At 31.5% G+C, this 16486-nt stretch carries 18 protein-coding genes; 9 read left to right on the top strand and 9 right to left on the bottom strand.

Annotated features, from left to right (window positions below; translation table 11 throughout):
• Positions 1 to 19 precede the first annotated feature (19 nt).
• The 5 genes from PQO00_RS02385 (at position 20) to PQO00_RS02365 (ending at position 5529) form a co-directional block, all read left to right on the top strand.
• Complete coding sequence (locus PQO00_RS02385) at positions 20 to 1006, top strand: stage II sporulation protein M (RefSeq protein WP_274183229.1); 987 nt, start codon at positions 20 to 22, stop codon at positions 1004 to 1006.
• Positions 1007 to 1741 carry a hypothetical protein gene (locus PQO00_RS02380; protein ID WP_274183228.1) on the top strand — a complete coding sequence of 245 codons (735 nt, stop codon included), beginning with the start codon at positions 1007 to 1009 and terminating at the stop codon, positions 1739 to 1741.
• A complete protein-coding gene (locus tag PQO00_RS02375; protein ID WP_274183227.1) occupies positions 1741 to 2949 on the top strand; it encodes a DUF4350 domain-containing protein in 1209 nt (402 codons plus the stop codon). Before PQO00_RS02380 ends, PQO00_RS02375 begins: the two co-directional genes overlap by 1 nt.
• Positions 2950 to 2951: 2 nt before the next feature.
• The gene (locus tag PQO00_RS02370) at positions 2952 to 4019 is read left to right on the top strand and encodes a MoxR family ATPase (RefSeq protein ID WP_274183226.1); all 1068 of its coding nucleotides are present in this window, start codon (positions 2952 to 2954) and stop codon (positions 4017 to 4019) included.
• 178 nt (positions 4020 to 4197) lie between these two features.
• Entirely contained in the window at positions 4198 to 5529 is a 1332-nt protein-coding gene (locus tag PQO00_RS02365) for a DUF58 domain-containing protein (protein ID WP_274183225.1), read from the top strand.
• Positions 5530 to 5740: 211 nt separating this feature from the next.
• Here PQO00_RS02365 and PQO00_RS02360 read toward each other — a convergent pair whose 3' ends face one another.
• A complete protein-coding gene (locus PQO00_RS02360) occupies positions 5741 to 6220 on the bottom strand; it encodes a Dps family protein (protein WP_274183224.1) in 480 nt (159 codons plus the stop codon).
• 271 nt (positions 6221 to 6491) lie between these two features.
• Between PQO00_RS02360 and PQO00_RS02355 the strand changes: the two genes are divergently transcribed.
• Positions 6492 to 7430: a LysR substrate-binding domain-containing protein gene (locus PQO00_RS02355; protein ID WP_274183223.1), complete on the top strand. Its 939-nt coding sequence runs from the start codon at positions 6492 to 6494 to the stop codon at positions 7428 to 7430.
• A gap of 87 nt (positions 7431 to 7517) precedes the next feature.
• Here the strand turns inward: PQO00_RS02355 and yajC are convergent, their stop codons facing one another.
• The 3 genes from yajC to nusB all read right to left on the bottom strand — a co-directional run bounded on the left by yajC (position 7518) and on the right by nusB (position 9328).
• Positions 7518 to 7811: a preprotein translocase subunit YajC gene (gene yajC, locus PQO00_RS02350; RefSeq protein ID WP_274183222.1), complete on the bottom strand. Its 294-nt coding sequence runs from the start codon at positions 7809 to 7811 to the stop codon at positions 7518 to 7520.
• An 8-nt stretch (positions 7812 to 7819) separates the two neighbouring features.
• Positions 7820 to 8314: a DUF1573 domain-containing protein gene (locus tag PQO00_RS02345; protein ID WP_274183221.1), complete on the bottom strand. Its 495-nt coding sequence runs from the start codon at positions 8312 to 8314 to the stop codon at positions 7820 to 7822.
• Positions 8315 to 8383: 69 nt separating this feature from the next.
• Positions 8384 to 9328: a transcription antitermination factor NusB gene (nusB, locus tag PQO00_RS02340; RefSeq protein ID WP_274183220.1), complete on the bottom strand. Its 945-nt coding sequence runs from the start codon at positions 9326 to 9328 to the stop codon at positions 8384 to 8386.
• A gap of 208 nt (positions 9329 to 9536) precedes the next feature.
• Between nusB and PQO00_RS02335 the strand changes: the two genes are divergently transcribed.
• Positions 9537 to 11300: an ABC transporter ATP-binding protein gene (locus PQO00_RS02335; RefSeq protein WP_274183219.1), complete on the top strand. Its 1764-nt coding sequence runs from the start codon at positions 9537 to 9539 to the stop codon at positions 11298 to 11300.
• A 168-nt stretch (positions 11301 to 11468) separates the two neighbouring features.
• Positions 11469 to 11864: a PUR family DNA/RNA-binding protein gene (locus tag PQO00_RS02330; RefSeq protein ID WP_274183218.1), complete on the top strand. Its 396-nt coding sequence runs from the start codon at positions 11469 to 11471 to the stop codon at positions 11862 to 11864.
• Positions 11865 to 12067: 203 nt separating this feature from the next.
• Here the strand turns inward: PQO00_RS02330 and PQO00_RS02325 are convergent, their stop codons facing one another.
• Positions 12068 to 12403, bottom strand: a complete 336-nt coding sequence (locus PQO00_RS02325; protein WP_274183217.1) for a tRNA-binding protein — start codon at positions 12401 to 12403, stop codon at positions 12068 to 12070.
• Between the two features lie 106 nt (positions 12404 to 12509).
• Here PQO00_RS02325 and PQO00_RS02320 point away from each other — a divergent pair, with 106 nt between their 5' ends.
• Entirely contained in the window at positions 12510 to 13070 is a 561-nt protein-coding gene (locus PQO00_RS02320; RefSeq protein ID WP_274183216.1) for a thioredoxin family protein, read from the top strand.
• 214 nt (positions 13071 to 13284) lie between these two features.
• Here the strand turns inward: PQO00_RS02320 and PQO00_RS02315 are convergent, their stop codons facing one another.
• The 4 genes from PQO00_RS02315 to PQO00_RS02300 form a co-directional block, all read right to left on the bottom strand.
• Complete coding sequence (locus tag PQO00_RS02315) at positions 13285 to 13767, bottom strand: GNAT family N-acetyltransferase (protein WP_274183215.1); 483 nt, start codon at positions 13765 to 13767, stop codon at positions 13285 to 13287.
• A 185-nt stretch (positions 13768 to 13952) separates the two neighbouring features.
• Positions 13953 to 14498 carry a YfiT family bacillithiol transferase gene (locus PQO00_RS02310; protein WP_274183214.1) on the bottom strand — a complete coding sequence of 182 codons (546 nt, stop codon included), beginning with the start codon at positions 14496 to 14498 and terminating at the stop codon, positions 13953 to 13955.
• An 18-nt stretch (positions 14499 to 14516) separates the two neighbouring features.
• Positions 14517 to 14939, bottom strand: coding sequence for a hypothetical protein (locus tag PQO00_RS02305; protein WP_274183213.1), 423 nt, complete (start codon positions 14937 to 14939; stop codon positions 14517 to 14519).
• Between the two features lie 223 nt (positions 14940 to 15162).
• A complete protein-coding gene (locus PQO00_RS02300; protein ID WP_274183212.1) occupies positions 15163 to 16095 on the bottom strand; it encodes a peptidylprolyl isomerase in 933 nt (310 codons plus the stop codon).
• Between the last annotated feature and the right edge of the window lie 391 nt (positions 16096 to 16486).

The following is a 16486-nucleotide window of genomic DNA, read 5'->3' as shown; positions in this document are numbered from 1 at the left end:
ATTTTATTTTATCAAATATATGAGGGAAGTTTCATTTATCAAGCAAAATAAAGAAAAATGGCTAAGTTTTGAAAGGGCAGTCTTTAATAATGACTTTGAAGACCCCGACGAGCTTGCGTCACAATACATTCACTTAATAAATGATTTAGCATACGCCCAAACCTATTATCCTAAAAGCAAGGTCATTCTATATCTTAATCAGTTAGCGGCCAAAGCTTTTCAAAAAATTTACAAAACAAAAAGAGAAGACACTAATAGGATTTTTGGGTTTTGGAAAACTGAAGTTCCTCTGATTTGTTATCAATACCGAAAATTTATTTATATCGCTTTTGCTGTCTTTTTTGCATTTACTTTTATAGGGGTTATTTCTGCTGCTAATGATGGTGAATTTGTCCGTTCTGTATTAGGAGATAATTATGTAAATATGTCTTTAGAAAATATTGAAGCTGGAGATCCCGTAGCTGTCTATAAAAGTGGTAGTAATTGGGGAAGCTTTATCGGCATTACCATAAACAATCTACGCGTTGGTATTATTGCTTTTGTTTTAGGTGTTTTCTTAGGGATTGGAACACTTTACATTATGTTTAAAAATTGTATTATGTTAGGGTCGTTTCAATATTTCTTTTATGACAAAGGTGTTTTATGGGAGAGTGTTCGTGGCATTTGGATACATGGGGCCATGGAAATTTTTGCTATAGTTATTGAAGCTGCTGCTGGGCTTATTCTAGGCGCCAGCATTTTATTTCCTGCTACACATTCCAGATATACCTCTTTTAAACAAGGTGCAAAAACGGGTATTAAAATATTAATAAGTACGTTTCCTTTCACTTTTTCTGCTGGATTTTTAGAAGGTTTTATTACGAGATATTCCAATATTATGCCTAATTGGTTATCGACAGGTATCATATTAATTACGTTAAGTGTTATTAGTTATTATTATTTAATATATCCCTTCAAAGTCCAGAAAAAAATTACTCAACTTCAAATGATCAAGTTCGACTCTTAATTGAAAATAAACAAATTACATATAACCTTTTTTTTGGCTGTTATGGTTTGCTGTTTTCAAACTGTTTTTGGCTCTAACGTACTACAAGGTCCTGAAAAAATAAGGTCTTTTGATGACCATTTTAAAGACCGATATACTAGTGACAAATACAATTACGAAGGAAGAAAAATAGTCTCCAAAACTCCAATGGGTTCTGGCAAATATGAAAAATATGAAGATTATAAAAGCAAAAAGCCAAGACAAAGGGAAAAGAACAATACAGATGATATAACCATAAATCTTGGTCCTTTAGGTTGGCTGTTTTATCTAGCTATAGGTATTGCTGTTGTTTATCTGGTTTATATATTACTTAATGAAGGTGGTTCAGGATTGTTTTCTTCAAGAAAAAACAAACCTCTTAATAATCATGAAGACATCACAGCAGAAAATATTGAACATGCAGATATACATGCTCTAATAAAAAATGCCGAAAATGACAATAATTACAGACTGGCCATTAGATATTATTATTTATTGGCCTTAAAAACACTCAGCTTAAAAAACCATATAAAATTTGAAGACGACAAAACCAATAGTGAATATTTAAACGAAATAAGAGAGAAGCCTTTTAGTGAGAAATTTGCATACACTTCTTATTTATACAATTACATCTGGTATGGTAAATTCTCATTAAATATAGAGCAATATGACAAGGCAAAAAGTAATTTTATAACGCTTTTAAATTTGGTAAAATAATGAAGAAAATTTTACCTATACTCATTATAATTATTACCCTGATAGTTACTACTGCTGTGCTAGTTGGTATTAAGAAAACTAAAACCGTTAATTGGGAAGAGTCTTTTAACGAAAAAAGCAACGAACCTTACGGTGTTAGTGTATTTTATAAGGAGTTATCAAATATTTTTAAGGATTTTAAAATTAGAACGGTTTTCCATCAACCTGCCAGTTATTTAAGAGCACATTCTGAAAACGGTTATGGAGAGCATGTTGCAAAGGGAAGCTATATAATTATTGGAAATTCAGATTATTTAGAAAATGATTCCGTAGATGAATTATTAAATTTTGTTGACGCCGGTAATACATTGTTCATATCCGATTATTATTTTTCTCAAAAAATTCATGACACCCTGGATATTGATGTTGAATATATTTTAAATGAAAAGAAAGATAGTATTTCACATCAATACCTTAAATATATAGATATTGAAAGTACTATTATAGATAAAAACGCAGGAGATTATTATTTTTCCCGTTTCGATTCCATAAACTTTAATATCCTTGGGTATTCTAAAATTGATTACAAGCATGTTAATTTTATTCAAGTCCCCTTTGGAAACGGAAACATCTATTTGCATCTCGAGCCAAAAGCTTTTACAAATTATAACATTTTAAAGGAGGACAGATACAAATATGTTGAAGGCCTCATCTCTTATTTACCCGAAAACAATGTGTATTTTGATTCTTACACAAAAATACAAACAGGCTATGATGGTGAGGTTGAAAAAGAATCTAATTTAAGTTGGTTTCTGGAACAGTTATCTTTTAGATGGGCTTGGTATACTGCCGTTATTTTTGGTATTTTATTCATGATATTTAATGCAAAACGCAGACAACGTATTATAAAAACCATAAAACCATTACAAAACACCACCATAGCTTTCGTTAAAACCGTATCTAATTTATATTTTGACACTCAAGACCATAAAAACTTAATTGATAAAAAAATAACGTATTTTTTAGAAAAAACAAGAACTGATTTTAATTTAGACACGTCTACCTTAAATGATGATTTTATAGTAAAGCTATCGGCCAAAACCGGCAAGAAAAAAGAAGATGTTAAAAAATTAATCAATTATATTAATTGGCTAAGATCAAAAAATGAATTTTTTGAAGAAAACCTAATCAAATTAAATAAGCTCATCGAAGCTTTTTATACTACATAATTATGGACGAAAATAGAGAATCTCAAGACCATCAGGATTTTTTACCAAAATCAGACGCTATATCATCAATTGATAGTAGCGCCTTGGAAAACACCAATAATTTACAATTTCAAAACCGCTTGGATTTATCAGAACTTCAACAAAGTGTCAATAAAATAAAACAAGAAGTTGGTAAAATTATTGTCGGTCAAAAAAATATGGTCGATATGTTAATTGCATCACTTTTGGCAAAAGGACATGCCCTTATAGAAGGCGTCCCTGGGGTTGCAAAAACAGTTACGGCCAAACTCTTAGCAAAATCCCTAAGTGTCGATTTTAGTCGTATACAATTCACCCCGGATTTAATGCCTAGTGATATTTTAGGAACCTCTGTTTTTAATTTAAAAACATCGGAATTTGAATTTAAAAAAGGGCCTATTTTTTCGAATATGATCCTTATTGACGAAATTAATAGAGCCCCTGCCAAAACGCAAGCTGCCTTATTCGAGGTTATGGAAGAACAACAAATTACCATTGATGGCAATAAATTTAAACTAGATGCCCCTTTTATCGTTCTGGCAACCCAAAACCCTGTAGAACAAGAAGGAACGTATAGATTGCCCGAAGCTCAATTAGACCGGTTTTTGTTTAAAATTGATGTAGATTATCCTAATCTGGATGAAGAAATAGAAATACTTTCACGAGAACACAAATTAAAAGACACATCTAAAACAGAGGTTATTACATCATTTCTAACTGGAGATCAAATTATAAAATATCAAAATTTGGTAAGTCAGATCGTTGTAGAAAAACATTTGCTTAAATACATCGCAGAACTCATTGTTGCTACACGTAGCAATCAATTTTTATATTTAGGTGCATCCCCAAGAGCCTCTATTGCTATATTAAAATCCAGTAAAGCATTTGCTGCCATGTCTGGTCGTGATTTTGTAACACCAGAAGATATAAAAAGAGCCGCTATTCCTGTATTACATCATAGGGTTATTGTAACACCAGAACGTGAAATGGAAGGTGTTTCAAGTAAACAAATTATAAAACAAATTATTGAAACTGTTGAAGTACCGAGGTAGTAGGCAGTTCGCAGTGTTCAGTGTTCAGTGTTCAGTGTTCAGTGTTCAGTGTTCAGTAAAAATAAGAAACCGTGTCATTCAGAACATTCCGAATATATTCGGAGTTGAAGAATCTCTTTTTAACTTTTAACTTTTAACTTTTAACTTTTAACTTTTAACTTTTAACTTTTAACAAATCTTGAAATTCTTTAAACCATTCTACATACAACCCCGTTTTTTTTATGCAGGCATCGGCATTGTGGTATTGTTTGCTTTAAGTTATTTCATTCCCCTTTTATTCAACATTGCACAACTTTTTATATTAGTGCTTGCGCTTTTATTCTTTTTAGATTTTCTAATCATTTTTATCGGAAAAAATAAACTTGAAGCGACCAGAATATTACCGGACAAATTTTCAAACGGAGATAAAAACCAAGTAAAATTAAATATTGACAATAATTATTCTATTTCGGTTTATTTAGAAATCATAGATGAAATTCCAGAACAATTCCAAGTTAGGGATTTCAAAATCAAAGAACATATAGCTTCTCGTAAATCAAAATTAATTCCATATAATTTAAAACCGACAGAGCGTGGTGAATACCATTTCGGGCATTTAAACGTGTATGTATCTTCAGTTATTAGCTTAGTTGCTAAACGTTTTACTTTCAACGATGGAGCCATGGTCCCCACCTACCCAAGTTTTAAACAATTAAAAAAGTTTGAGCTTTTAAATATAAATCAGAATTCATTGGAATACGGACTTAAAAAAGTAAGACGACTTGGACATACTATGGAGTTTGAACAAATTAAGGATTATGTTCTAGGGGATGATTTACGTACTATAAATTGGAAGGCTACAGCAAAGAAAAATCAATTGATGGTCAATCAGTTTCAAGACGAAAAATCACAGCCAGTTTATTCCATTATTGATAAGGGCCGCGTAATGAAAATGCCCTTTAATAATTTAAGCCTTTTAGATTACGCTATTAATGCTGCTCTGGTAATTAGCAATGTTGTTTTAAAAAAGCATGATAAAGCCGGTATGTTTTCTTTTTCCAAGCACATAGATAATGTAGTAGTTGCCGAAAGAAGAAGCTCACAAATGCAGCTTATTTTAGAATCACTATACAATGTTAAAACCGATTTTTTTGAAAGTGACTTTAGCCGATTATACGGAAGTATAAAGCGTCACATTACACATAGAAGCCTTATCTTAATGTACACTAATTTTGAAACTCTTGATGGCTTAAATAGACAATTACCTTATTTAAAAGCCATTTCTAAAAGTCATTTATTAGTGGTTGTTTTCTTTAAGAATACCGAATTGACTAGCTTAATTACCGATAAAGCAGAAACAGTACAACAAGTTTACGATAAAGTCATTGCTGAAAAATTCGCATTTGAAAAACGCCTTATTGTAAACGAATTAAAAAAGTATGGGATCCATTCCATTTTAACCACCCCTGAAAACCTGACTATAAACACCATTAATAAATACCTAGAAATAAAAGCTCGGGGATTACTTTAAAATAGTTACCTGATATTCACATTTTTTAAAGAGACACGAATTACACTAATTTTCACTAATGAATCTGTCTACCGACAGATTTCAAGTTTTACAGACAATGATTCGTGCAAATTCGTGTAATTCGTGTCTAAACTTTTAATGATCCATTACAACACACCAATAGGTGTAAACCCAGTAATTACTTAAATCGCTTTTCTTCTATTTACAAAACCTAAACTGTTTCGTTTAACCAAGCTTTCATCATCCAAACTGTTTTTTCTTGCTCTGTAATAAAATCGCTCACCATTGAATTGGTGCCTTCATCATTCGCATCATCGGACTTATCCAAAATGAGTCTTTCTATTTTAAGAAGTGCTGTTAGGGAATCTACAATTAAGCGTACTGCTTTATCGTCCTGGGAAATATTTTTACCAACTGGTACTTTTGCATTTCCTACATAATCTTCGAACGTATGCAAAGGTGTTGCTCCTAATGTTAGAATACGTTCTGCAATCAAATCAACTTTCATATTGGCATCTGTATATAACTCTTCAAATTTCACATGTAAATCAAAAAAGCGTTTCCCTTTTATATTCCAATGGATACCTCTTAAATTCTGATAGTATATTTGAAAATTAGCCAGTAAATGATTCAAATCATCCGTTAAATCTTTAGTTTTTTTAGAGTCTAACCCTAAACTATTTAATACCATATTTTTATCTATTTTTAATGTTTATACCATTTATCATCTGAATTTATCGTAACAAAACGCCCTTTTTTCCTTTCTATTTCAATAGAAAAAGAAACCGTAACTAACAGCTATACTTTATTTTTGTATTTTATATAAAGAAAAAAATCATCATTTTATTTTACAATAAATTCAAACAATAACTGGTGTTACTACAAATTTAATTTATAATTAACAATTACTTCTATAAATTTTATCGATGGTTTTTATACTTTTATAGTCTAAATTGATTATTATGACCATTACCCAATTATATTATGTTTTGGCAGTCGCCGAAAACCAGAATTTCACTAAAGCCGCAGAAAAGTGCTTTGTGACACAACCTACTTTGAGTATGCAGATTCAAAAACTTGAAGACCAACTGGATGTGCTTATTTTTGATCGTTCAAAAAAACCTATTGAATTAACCGATGTTGGTAAAAAAATAGTAAAACAAGCAAAAAATATCGTCAATGAATCTTACAGAATTCAAGATATCGTAGACCAGCAAAAAGGCTTTATTGGGGGCGAGTTTAAACTCGGTATCATACCAACTGTCATGCCAACCTTGCTGCCTATGTTTTTAAAGAATTTTATAAAAAAGCACCCAAAAGTTAAGCTTAAAATTGAGGAGCTGACAACAGAAGAAATCATTACGAGAATTAACGACGGGCATTTAGATGCCGCTATAGCGGCTACACCTTTAGAAGATGAAAACATAAAAGAACGTGTCCTGTATTTTGAACCATTTATGGGTTACATCCCTAAAAACCATAGATTGCACAGCCATAAAACGATAGATGTATCGGATTTAGATATTGATGATATGCTCTTACTTGAAGATGGCCACTGTTTTAGGGATGGTGTTATTAATCTTTGTAAAGCATTTAAAAACCAAACAGATGATCAGTTTCAACTAGAAAGTGGCAGTATTGAAACACTTATAAAACTTTCTAATGAAGGATTAGGGATGACACTCTTGCCCTATTTACATACTTTAGATATTAACGATAAAGAAAAAGAAAATCTACATCATTTTACCGAACCCTCTCCAGCCAGGGAAGTAAGTATTATATATCATAAAAGTGAACTAAAAATGCAAATTATTGAAGCTTTACAAGATGTTATATCTGGTATTATTAGAGGTGCCATTGCATTTCAAAATGTAAAAATTATTAGTCCTTTACCTAAATAACGACCATAAAATAATTTTTATATAAACTAAAAGAGGTCGCCTAAAAGTAATTTTTAGGCGACCTCCAATTTTCAATAAAAGTAGTGCTTACTTTTTCGTTGCTGGTGCGTTTAATTTTAAACTCATTTCCATGGAAATAGCAGAACGCTCATACTTAACTTTTCCGGACATAGTTTCTATAACACAGCTTCCATCTTTATCATTTAACTCTAAGATCTTACCATGCAATCCGCTTTTGGTAATAACTCTATCACCTCTTTTTAATTCTGCAGCAAATTTCTTTTCTTTTTTTGCTCGCTTCATTTGTGGAGCAATCATAAAAAAATATACGACTACAAACATTAATATAAATGGCATAAACTGCCCTATTCCTTCTCCCATCTTATTTATTATTGAGCTTTAATTGTTGGTGTTGCAGGTTTTTTGGCTGCTGCATTAGGATCTGGTTTTACAAAAGCTGTAATTTTTACAGTTTCTGTTCCCTTTTCTGTGTTTGCTGTAATCGTTATTGTTTTAGAAACCTTGTTGGCTCCACTTCCATTAAATTCAACAGAAAACTGACTTGACTCTCCTGGTGCTAAAGGCTCTCTACTCCAATCTTGAGGCACTGTACAACCACAAGTACTTTTAATATCTGTAATAACCAAAGGAGCATCTCCAGTATTTTTATAGTTAAAAACTGTTTTAACTTTTGTTTTAGATTCTATTTCGCCAAAATCGTGTTCTTTTTTATCAAACTCAATTACCGGGAATTTAGAAGCACTCGCATCCCTTGCTGCAGCTTCAGCTACATTTTTATCATCAATTTTCTTAGCAGCATTTTCTTTACAAGAAGTAAATGCTATTAAACATAAGGTACTTAATCCTAATATTATTTTTTTCATTGTTAATTTTTTTGTCATTTGCGATGTAAAAATAGTAATTATTTGATCTATTAAAAACTTTTAACAGAATTATAGCAATCCTCTACCTATCTTATTTAACCTTCCATCGGCATCATATTCTTTAACCAATTTATCCAGTATACCATTTATAAATATGCTACTTTTTGGCGTGGAATATTCCTTAGCAATTTCTAAACATTCATTAATAGTCACTTTAACAGGTATTGATGGAAAGTTTTTTAATTCACAAATGGCCATTTGTAGTAATACATAATCTACATTAGCAATACGTTCCGAATCCCAATTTTTGGTTTTCATTTCAATCTCTTTGTTGATCAGTGACCTATTCAACAAAGTTTTTCTAAACAAATCGACAGCAAATTTCTGATCTTCTGAATCTTTATATAGTTTAGGCGTAAAATAACTATCATCCGAAGTTGTTTTAACCTTTCTTAATAATTTTAATATAGTCGTGTTTACTGTAGGAAGATCATCCAGCCAAGTTAGGTTTTTATCTTCTAAATACTCATAAAGCTTCTCGTTTGGCGCAATAACCTCCTTAAACACATCTACAATAAAGTTTTTATCCTCTTTGAAGTCGGATACCCTGGTTTGCATATAATCTTTGTACAAATCGCTTTTAACAATTGCTTTAAAAATAACATCTACATATTCATCATCCAACTCCCAATCATTTATTTTATGGGAATCTAATTGATCTTTTAACCGCAAATTATCCCTTAAAGATTTAAGTAATTGATTATTTACAAATTTCTTGTTAGGATCTCTATCTTCTTTAGTAGCTAAATGCTTTTTTTTCTTTTTTTGTAAATCGTCTTCAGCTCTTTTTTGCACTTCGAGCAATAACGAGATCAATAAGAGGTACAGGTTGTACATATTATCTATACTAAATAGTAAAAATTTCTGATCTTTAGTAAAATCATCACTCTCCCCGCCTTTAAAGGCATATAGAGTTTGCATTACTTTTACACGAATATGTCTTCTATTTAGCATAATTACAAAGAACTTAAATTAAAAAGTATGAATGTGTTTCACTGTTTTTTCTGCTGCAAAAATAACACTATTTTGAAAAGTAACTCTATATTTTATCTTAATTATTAGTATAATAATTTTAAACTATATTTAACAATTACCTGTTACCAATACGTCCACTTTATTCTCATTAATACATTATATTTGCTCTTCCATTACTACAAGGTAAATGAAAGAATTACAACATTTAAATAAATACTTCTTAAAATATAAGACACACCTTTTAATAGGTATGGTCATTACCGTTGTCGCTAGAATTTTTCTACTTTTTACACCGCGTTATGTAAAAAAAATATTTATTGTGGTGGAAAACGCTTTAGACGGATCGATTTCCCGAGAGGTTTTTAAAGCAGAATTATTAGAAGCCATTCTTTATATTATAGGAGCAGCTATAATAGGTGGAATACTTACCTTCTTTATGCGCCAAACCATTATTAATGTATCACGTTATATTGAGTTCGATTTAAAAAATGAAGTTTACGATCAATACCAAAAACTCTCTTTAAACTTTTATAAGAAGAACAGGACAGGAGATTTAATGAACCGGATCACTGAGGATGTAGGAAGGGTACGTATGTATGCAGGGCCAGCTATCATGTATAGTATTAACACATTTGCATTATTTGTTGTTGTTATTATTTATATGATCAATGCCTCCCCAAAATTAACACTATACACCATTTTACCTTTACCAATTCTTTCCGTTATAATATATAAGTTAAGCAAAGAAATACATAAGCGCAGTACTATAGTTCAGGAATATTTATCAAAACTTTCTACGTTCACACAGGAATCTTTTAGCGGTATTTCTGTAATTAAAGCCTACGGTATAGAACCACAAACATCTACAAACTTTAAATCACTCGCCTTTGAAAGTAAAGAAAAGCAGATCCATTTAGCCAGGGTACAAGCTTGGTTTTTCCCAATGATGATTTTACTTATTGGCACAAGTAATTTGCTGGTAATTTATGTTGGGGGTATGCAATATATTAATGGTGAAATTGAAAGTGTAGGAACTATCGCAGAATTTATTATTTATGTAAATATGCTTACATGGCCAGTGGCAACTGTAGGCTGGGTAACTTCAATTGTGCAGCAGGCAGAAGCGTCCCAAAAACGAATTAATGAGTTTTTAAAGATCGAACCAGAGATTAAAAACAACATAAATACAGATACAGATACAGAAATCACTGGGGACATTAGTTTTAACAATGTTTCTTTTACGTACGATGATACAAATATCCAGGCACTAAAGGGGATTAGTTTTAATATAAAATCGGGTGATACGTTAGCTATTATAGGAAAAACAGGATCTGGAAAATCTACTATTTTAGATTTAATTGGTCGACTCTATGATATAGATGAAGGTTCTATTACCATTAACGAAGTAAAAATTGACAAACTTAATTTATATCATTTAAGGGACAACATTGGTTATGTACCCCAAGACGCTTTCTTATTCTCTGATAGTATAAAGAACAATATTAAATTTGGAAAAGAAAATGCAACTGACAATGATGTTATTGAAGCTGCCAAAAATGCCCAAGTACATAAAAATATTGTCAAATTTAATAATGGTTATGATACGGTGTTAGGCGAGCGGGGCATTACCCTTTCTGGCGGACAAAAGCAACGTGTTTCCATTGCAAGAGCCATTATAAAATCACCTAAAATATTACTTTTTGATGATTGCCTATCTGCTGTTGATACTGAAACCGAAGAAAAAATATTGAAAAACCTTAATAAAATTTCTAAAGGAAAAACAACAATTATTGTCAGTCATAGAGTTTCTTCTGCTAAAAATGCTGATAAAATTATTGTATTAGACGATGGTGAAATAGTACAAAAAGGAACCCATGACAAGCTTATAAATATAGATGGATACTACAAAGATTTGTATTTAAAACAATTGAGCGAAACGACTTCAAACTAGTTTTAAATTTACTAAACTCTAACCATTTAACTTGATATTATTTTTTTTATTAAATGCAATAAAATACAACATTTAAAAAAGAAACTTCATAATTTGTTGGTTAGTATCGGTTTTTTTTAGATTTTTGATAACCAATTTAACGATAATTTAAATAAATTTCTATACACTATGAATAATAATGATATAATGGAGAGAGAAGAGATTTTTTCGAAAGTATTAAGAGCAGGAAGACGTACCTACTTCTTTGATGTAAGAGCAACAAAAGCAGATGATTACTACCTAACTATTACAGAAAGTAAAAAGTTCACAAACGATGACGGATCGTTTCATTACAAAAAACATAAAATATATATTTATAAAGAAGACTTTTCTGAATTTAAGGATATATTAGCTGAAATGACCGACTATATCATAGAAAAGAAAGGTAACGAAGTTATTAGCGAACGTCATCAAAAAGACTTTAAAAAGAGCTATGAAGTTGAAAACACATTAGAATCATCGACAAATGACAATACACATAAATCTACCGAAAGTTTTACGGATGTGGATTTTGATGATATATAATTAAGCTACTGTTTTATTATAAAAACCGCTTCAAGTTGAAGCGGTTTTTTTATGTCCGACTTTTAAACTATTAATATATCAATATCATTTATCATTGAGAACAAATCGAACCTACCTGTCACATGCAAGAAACCTCACACTTTTAATCATGCCATTTAAAGATTCTGCAATCGTTCCTCTTACTGAATGATACAACGAACTGATTAAGCTACTGGTGTTCCATTTTTTACTTTATTTTCTGGGTTTAGAAGTATGACATCTTTGCCATTTACAGCTCCTAACACTAAACACTCACTCATAAATTTAGCAATTTGCTTTTTAGGAAAATTCACAACTGCCACTATTTGTTTTTGTTGTAAATCCTCTTTTTTATACAGCGTTGTGATTTGTGCAGACGATTTTTTAATTCCTAAATCACCAAAATCTATAGTAAGTTGATAGGCAGGGTTTCTCGCCTCAGGAAAATCATCGACACCAATAATGGTTCCTACTCGTAAATCAACTTTAGTGAAGTCTTCAAAAGTTATGGTATTATTCATTTTTCAAAAATACCACTAAACAAATGAATTTTAAAATAACGTTAGCAATTATTTTTAGGTGTATTTCGTATTAAATAACGAACTTTGAGATAAATTTAAATTTCTTATGGCCAGAACTCCATCCAACATGCTTCCTCTAGGAACTCAAGCCCCTTCGTTTAATTTATTTGATACGATATCTGGAAACACCTTATCCCTTAATCAATTAAAAGGCAGTCAAGCTACGGTAATTATGTTTATATGCAACCATTGTCCATTTGTTGTTCATGTAAACCAAGAAATAGTTTCAATTGCAAATTTGTATACAAAAAAGGGCATTGGTTTTATCGCTATTTCTAGCAACGATATTATTAACTATCCACAGGACAGCCCCGAAAACATGACCATTCATGCAAAAAACGAAGCCTACCCATTCCCTTATTTATATGATGAAACACAAGATATAGCAAAGGCCTATGATGCAGCATGCACTCCTGATTTTTATGTTTTCGATACCAATTTAAAACTAACGTATAGAGGCCAGTTGGATGATTCTCGCCCAGGAAATGGTATATCTGTTACTGGTAAGGATTTAAGACATGCTTTAGATTGTTTAATTGAAAACAAAGATAACATGACCCCACAAAAACCTAGTATTGGTTGCAATATTAAATGGAAAAATAAATAAAGAATTTCTTGAAACAAACTATAGCTAAGTCGATATAAAATGGCATAGAATATTTAGATATAAAAAATTGAAGTTCAAGGTGAAAAACGCAGGCATAGTTTAGTTACGGCGAGTATTTTTAACGAAGAAATTCGGTTTTTTACTCTGAAGGTTCATGTTATTTTATATGGATTTAGCTATATCCTCAAAGCAAGTTTCAGAAAGTGACTTTCCTTTAAAAATTTAGCTGCCAAAAGCCAACATCTAACCACTTACCAAATTTTAATCCTACTTCTTTAAAATGAGCCACTTTCTTGAACCCAAATTTCTCATGAAGCTTGACACTTGCATCATTTGGTAAAGTTAACCCCCCAAGAACGATATGATAATCCTGTGCCTTTAATTCGGATAATAGTGCTGTATATAATTTAGTGCCAATCTGTTTTCCCAGTGCATCATGTTTCACATATACCGTAGATTCTACGGTGTGTTTATAAGCAGGTTTTGGGCGCCATCTGCTTCCGTATGCATATCCCAGAATGTCATTATTATCTTCAAAAACAATAAATGGATAGTCTGCATTTATACGTACTATTTTATCTTTAAAAGCATCTAAAGACAAAGCCTTATCATCAAAAGTAACTATAGAGTTTAATACATAATAATTGTAAATATCCAAAAGTTCTTCTGCATCATTTAAATGTAAAGGTCTAATCATTTTTCAATACTTTCTCCTTTATGGTTTTCTGTTTTTAAAAGCGTCCTTTTATACCATAACGATTCAAGCTATCATTCCCCCGCGAACTATGGGATCTTTATTTAATGAGCAAGTATAGTTGCTGCTTATATGGTATAACGGTCCATTTTAATAATGAACTCGTCTTGACTTTTTCTATTTCTTATTTAAATCCAACCTTTTCTTCTTAACAAATTTTCTATGTGTGCATAATGATGGTTACTATGCCACGCGTAATTTCCAATATTATAGCCCAATGATATATCTGAATTTGTTTCAGGGTGAACAAAACAGGTGTCCAAATCATCTTGAGATAACATTTTTAGTAAATAAACGAGTTTAAAGTGTATCGCTTTTATATGATTTATTGACATCTCTATTGGAGCCGTTTTAGAATCTATAAGTTCTGCCCAACGATCTTCAAAATAGGCCTTTATAACAGGCTTATCCTCTGTCAAAGCCCATTTAAACCTAGTATAACTATGATGGTGACTATCAGACACATGGTGCACGACCTGCCTTACTGTCCAACCTCCAGGCCTATACGCCGTATCCAACTGTTCGTCTGTTAAGTTTTTAACAAGGTTTTCTAAACGGCTTGGAAAATATTCTAATATAGAAATCCAACTTTCAATATGTTGCTTAGATATATTTGCTGGACATTCAAACACCCCTATCGGGTATTTAAGTGTTTCTATGTGTTGCTTTGTCATAAGCAAATGTATAAATAGTTATTTAATTTCAATTAAACCACTTTTAACATAATTGACAGCTGTATACAACGAATTAAATTTTTTAATTTTTTTATTGAAGAATAAATTCTCCGTCATGACACCCAAATTCGCTGTTTTTTCATTTGATACTATAAGATAATCTTTTAAATTATAGCCATTTCCAAAAAACTTTAGCCAGTCTGAAGCGATAACTGAATAAGAATTAATCCTATTAGAAATAAGAATAAAATCCCTTCCTTTATTTCCTGCAAATTTTTTTATGTCAGTAGATAAAACTTTTACATGATCTTCCCAATTAACAACAATGCCTTCTTTGATCTCCACAACCATGTATCCTTGAAATACAAACATATCACCAAAAGAATGATTGAATTCCTTGATAACCTCTGAATATAAACTTGTGTCCTTAATGCTAACCATGGCACAAAAATATCCTTATAAAAACTTAAAAATGAAAATAATCGACAAACAAAGTAAATATGTGCTCCACAAGATGAAATCAATAATTGCAAGGATTAAAGTTAAATTATTGCATAAAAAAACACCTACAATTAGGTGTTTTTCTTTATTATATTAAGATCCTTCGGCTATGCTCAGGGTTAGAGATACATTAAATTTGGGTTAACCAAAATTTATTCTCTGCTTATTTTACATCCATCAACTCTACATCAAAAATAAGAGTTGCATCTGGTGGTATAACACCTCCAGCTCCTCTACTCCCGTATCCTAAATGGCTTGGTATTACAAAACGTGCTTTATCGCCTACTTTTAGCAAACCAACACCTTCATCCCAACCAGCAATAACTTGACCAACACCCAATGGAAAATCAATTGGTTGATTACGTTTATATGACGAATCGAAGACCGTTCCATCTGCTAATTGTCCTTTATAATGAACCGACACTGTTTTTCCTGTCTCTGCATTGACTCCGTTTCCTTCCTGGATTATTTGGTAACGTAAACCACTTTCTGTTTTATTAAAACCAGTAGCTATTTTATCTAATTCCGCTTCGGCAGCTTGTTTTGCTTCGGCCAATCTCTTTTCTCTAGATCCTTCAAAAGTTCTAAAAGATTCAATGGCATTATAAGTTTCTGCCTCACTACCTACACGTATAATTTCCAAACTATCAATAGCATCGCCTTGCTCTATAGCATCAACAACATCCTGACCTTCTATTACTTTACCAAAAACCGTATGGTTATTATCTAACCATGGTGTTTCGACATGAGTGATAAAAAACTGACTTCCATTAGTTCCTGGTCCTGCATTTGCCATTGATAAAACCCCTGGAGCATCATGCTTTAAATCTGGATGAAATTCGTCATCAAATTGATATCCTGGATTTCCAGAACCTGACCCTTGTGGACAACCTCCTTGAATCATGAAATCCGGAATGACTCTATGAAATTTTAAACCATCGTAATAGGGAGTTCCTTGAGGTTTTACTTTATTTTCAAGATTACCCTCTGCTAAAGCTACAAAGTTACCCACTGTTCCTGGTGTTTTTTGATATTCTAAAGCAACAAGTATCTCTCCTTTTGTTGTATTAAATTTTGCGTATAAACCGTCTTGCATTGTTCTAATTTTTAAGAAAGTGCAAAGATAACGAGGTTTTACGAATTAAGGATTATGAATTATGAATTTTATGGCACAGAGACTCATGAAGCTATTTCCCTGGTATTGAAGATACAAATATTTTAATATAAAATTTTATGCTTTTTGACACGAATTCCACTAATTCCCACAAATGTCTAAATGTTATAATATAGTAAACTGCGACTAAACATTATAACTTTATTTTTTCTCGCAAAGTCGCTAAGACGCAAAAAGGCACACTGTGGATCAAGTCAAAAAGTTGTGGGATTTTAGAATTAAGCAAAAATATTAGTTAGTCTAAATAAGAAGAATTCTACATTTCTAACTCCTCTAAACTGTGCCCTAAAGGCTTTAATTTTGGCATTAAAGG

This window comes from Flavivirga sp. 57AJ16, assembly GCF_028736925.1.
Classification (GTDB): Bacteria; Bacteroidota; Bacteroidia; order Flavobacteriales; family Flavobacteriaceae; genus Flavivirga.
The sequence above is the reverse complement of the archived record's forward strand: the minus strand, read 5'-3'. Positions and strand labels throughout refer to the sequence as shown.